The sequence below is a fragment of the Allobosea sp. genome (genome assembly GCF_030694325.1).
In the GTDB taxonomy this organism is placed as follows: domain Bacteria; phylum Pseudomonadota; class Alphaproteobacteria; order Rhizobiales; family Beijerinckiaceae; genus Allobosea.
This window is the reverse complement of record NZ_JAUXYO010000241.1, coordinates 1-3,381: the sequence shown is the minus strand read 5'-3', so window position 1 is coordinate 3,381 and position 3,381 is coordinate 1. Positions and strand designations below refer to the sequence as shown.

General features: G+C 71.3%; 4 protein-coding genes. 1 reads left to right on the top strand and 3 read right to left on the bottom strand.

All coding sequences use genetic code 11. From position 1 onward, the window contains the following. Together Q8M82_RS15960 and Q8M82_RS15955 are read right to left on the bottom strand one after the other, a co-directional pair. Nucleotides 1-1,121, bottom strand: a 1,121-nt coding sequence (locus Q8M82_RS15960) for a glycosyltransferase (protein WP_305692313.1), incomplete at its 3' end; no start/stop codon positions are given. Beyond that, on the bottom strand, nucleotides 1,118-1,780 hold the full coding sequence (locus Q8M82_RS15955; RefSeq protein WP_305692312.1) for a class I SAM-dependent methyltransferase: 663 nt from the start codon (nucleotides 1,778-1,780) through the stop codon (nucleotides 1,118-1,120). The genes Q8M82_RS15955 and Q8M82_RS15960, both read right to left, overlap by 4 nt. A gap of 25 nt (nucleotides 1,781-1,805) precedes the next feature. Here Q8M82_RS15955 and Q8M82_RS15950 point away from each other — a divergent pair, with 25 nt between their 5' ends. Further along, nucleotides 1,806-2,408: a hypothetical protein gene (locus tag Q8M82_RS15950; RefSeq protein WP_305692311.1), complete on the top strand. Its 603-nt coding sequence runs from the start codon at nucleotides 1,806-1,808 to the stop codon at nucleotides 2,406-2,408. A gap of 19 nt (nucleotides 2,409-2,427) precedes the next feature. Here Q8M82_RS15950 and Q8M82_RS15945 read toward each other — a convergent pair. Further along, the coding region (locus Q8M82_RS15945; RefSeq protein WP_305692310.1) for an adenylate/guanylate cyclase domain-containing protein at nucleotides 2,428-3,381 on the bottom strand (954 nt) is incomplete at its 5' end.

Below are 3,381 nucleotides of genomic sequence, written 5' to 3'. Positions count from 1 at the left end.
GGCGCCTTGGCGAGCGCGGCCAGCGCCCCGGCCAACGCCGCGACGTCGCCGGGCGGCACCAGCAACCCCTCGACGCCATCGCGCACGAACTCCGGAATTCCGGCGAAATCGGTGGCGACGATCGGCAGGGCCTGGCTCGCTGCCTCCATCACCACGTTCGGCAGCCCGTCGCGGTCGCCGTCACCGGCCTGGCGCGAGGGCAGCACGAAGAGATCCGCCTCGCGCAGCGCGGCGATGACATCGCCCTGCGCCTTCGGCCCGGCCCAGGTCACGCGCTCCGCGAGCCCCAGTGCCACGGCCTGCGCCTGCAGCGCCTTCAGCCTCTCGCCGCCGCCGATATGGCTGAGGCGCCAATGCAGCCCGGCCGGAAGCCGCGCCAGCGCGGCCAGCAGATCGTCAAAACCCTTCTTCTCGACCGCCCGGCCAATCGTGACGATGCAAACCGGGTCCGCCGGGTCGCTCCCGTCGCGCAGCGGGCGCGGCGGCGGCGCCGGAAAGCGGCAGAGATCGAGCCCGTGATAGACCAGCGCAACCTTGTCGGGGCGGTCGGCCAGGCGCTGCAGTTCGCGGTGTCCGTCCTGCGTGCAGGTCACGCCCCAGGCGGCGTCCGCGATCTTCTCGCGCTTCTCCCAGTCCGGCGTTGTCCAGATGTCCTTGGCATGGGCCGAGAACGACCAGCCGATGCCGCGCAGTAGGGCGGCGTAGCGGATCACCGAGGCCGGCGTGTGCAGATAGTGGACATGCAGATGCGTCGTCGCCGCCGGCAGCTCGCGGGCCATCACGCAGGCCTGGCCGAAGCGGCGCAGGCGGTTGCGGCTGCGGTCGCGGGCGAGGTCGCGCAGGACAACCGGCAGCAGTCGCAGCAGGCCGGGCCTGATCAGCGCGCCCAACAGGCCGTGCAGCACCCGCCCCGGCTCCTCATGCAGATATTCCGGCAGATAGCGCACCGGCACGCTGATCTGGTCGTGCATCAAGTGGCGCGCCGCATCGGTCGGGCGCCGCAGCGACCAGATCGCGAAGGGCAGGCCGCGCTGCTGCAGGCCGAGCAGTTCCTGCGCGATGAAGGTCTCCGACAGGCGCGGATAACCCTTCATCGCGATCGCGATACAGGGCTCCTTCATCGCCGGCCGATCAGCATGAAGCGGGTATAGTTCTTCGTCGGCAATGAGCCGGCGAAGAGCGTCTCCGAGAGGTTCGCCTGCGCCTGGAACGCCTCCAGCGAGGGCACGCAGCTGCGATGATCGGGCTCGCGGACATAATCGTTCGACTGCAGCAGCAGGGGCAGCCCCCGCGGCAGTGTGGCAAGCCAGCCCGGGACATCGGCCAGGTGCTCGCAACTCGTGTTGATCACGAGGCCGGGCTTGGGCTCCTGAGCGGCGAAGTCCAGCGCCATCATATCGGCCGTCAGGCTTCGGAAGCGCCCCTCGGCGAGATAGCGGCGGTTGAGCCGCTCGGCGACATCGGCGCACGACGGATCGAGATCAACGCTGACGACCGCGGGAATAGCCAGCCTGTCATCGTCGAGCAGCAGCGCGCCGAGCACGCCATACCAGGCCCCGAGCACCCAGACCGGGCCGTCGGGCCGTGGCAGAACCTCCGCCAGCGCATCGACCAGCCAGCGCTTCGAGCCGATCTGCTTGTGGTTGAAGGCGATCCAGAGATCGGGCGGCATTCCGTCCGCGACGAGCCGGGCGAGATCGCCCACGACGCGGTTGCCGGTCAGGGCTGCGACGCCGCGCAGAATGTCATAGAAGGCGTCGGGCGGCGCGTCGGACGTCATGTCGTTTCAAGAACGGGGATCGAAGGTGGCGGGACCATATGCAAGCGCGGGCCCAAAGGCCAGCGAAGCCGGCCCGGACCCGGACGCCCTCGCCGGGACGAGACTGCCCCATCTCGCCGGCCCCGCGGCAGCGCTGCGGCAGGTGCTGGCGGCCCATGCGGTGCGCCACTGCCCTCATATCGTCGAGATCGGCGGCGCCGGCCTGCCGATCACCGGCTTCCTCACCCATACGCCCGACAGCGTGACGGTGATCGACCCGAAGATTCCGGTCCATGAGGCGGACAGCCTGAACGGCGCGCCCTGCCACCTTCGCCACGTCGCCGCCAAGCTGCAAGAGGTCGCGCTCGCGCCGCCGGGGCCTTATGCGCTGGTCCTGCTCGGCCTCTCGCTCAAGCCCTTCGGCCGTCGGGGTGCGGTGTCGCCCGAACTCCTCGCTCTGGCGGCGGGCGCCACGGTTCTGGTGATCGACTACGCGCTGGAGCTGGAGCGCGCGCAGGGGCAGATCGGCGCACTGACGGCGACCCGCACGGATGCGCCCGTCATCGACCTCTCGCTGACGATCCACGACGAAGCCTTGCGTGCCGCCGGCTTCGACCGCCGGCGCTTCCTCGTCTACGGCACCGCCTGAACCGCCGGCGGCCCCGCCATCAGACTCCGGTGTCGTCCGCGGGCGCGGCCTTCTTCGATGGCGCCTTCCGACGCGGCTTGCGCGCAATCGGCGCCGCGCCTTCGCCGCTCGCCTCCGCGGCGGGTGGATCAGGCTGCGCCGGCGCGGTGACGGCAGCCTCCAGCACGGCGAGGCCTCCGGCCGCGGCCGGCGCATCGACCGGCTCCGGGGTCACCGCGGGCGCCGCTGCCATGTCGGCGGGCGCCGGGCGACCGTCCCCCTCCTCCGCGAGTTCGGGGGCGCTGGCGAAGCCGACCGCGCCGAGCGGCTTCTCGCGCCCTCGGATCGTGATCTTCAGCGATGTCGTGCCGCGATAGCTGCGGCCGCTGGCGCGGATCGTATCCTCGGAAACCAGAATGTCGGCCAGCACCCGGCGCGTCGCGAGTTCGAGCTGCGCCGCCACCGCCACGGTCTCGCCGACGGTGATCTCGCGCCGCCCCAGGCTGTCGTTCTCGACCGCGCCGGTGATCGCCTGCCCGCTATGGATGCCGATGCCGATGCGCAGCGGCAGCGGCAGCGCCGCGCCGAATTCGCGGTTCAGCGCCTCGACCGCGCGGACGATGTCGGCCGCGGCCGCGATCGCCGTCTGGGCACTGCGCGCCGGCGTGCCCTCGAGCCCGAACACGGCCATGAATCCGTCGCCGTAAAAGGCATCGATGCGGCCGCCATGGGCGGTGATCGCCTGCGCCATCTCGTCGAAGAAGCGGTTGAGGAGCCCGATCAGCTCCTGCGGCAGTTGCCGCGCCGACAGGGCGGAAAAGGCGCGCAGATCGGCGACGACGACGGTCAGGCCGCGCTTGCCGATATTGCCGTCGGTCTCGATCTGGCCGGGCGTGTTCGGGTTCAGGCGCGAGGCGAGCAGAATCTGCACCTGGAGATCGTCGCGCGGCCGGATCTGACAGGCGAGCCGCACCCGGTCCGGCGCCCCGCCGGC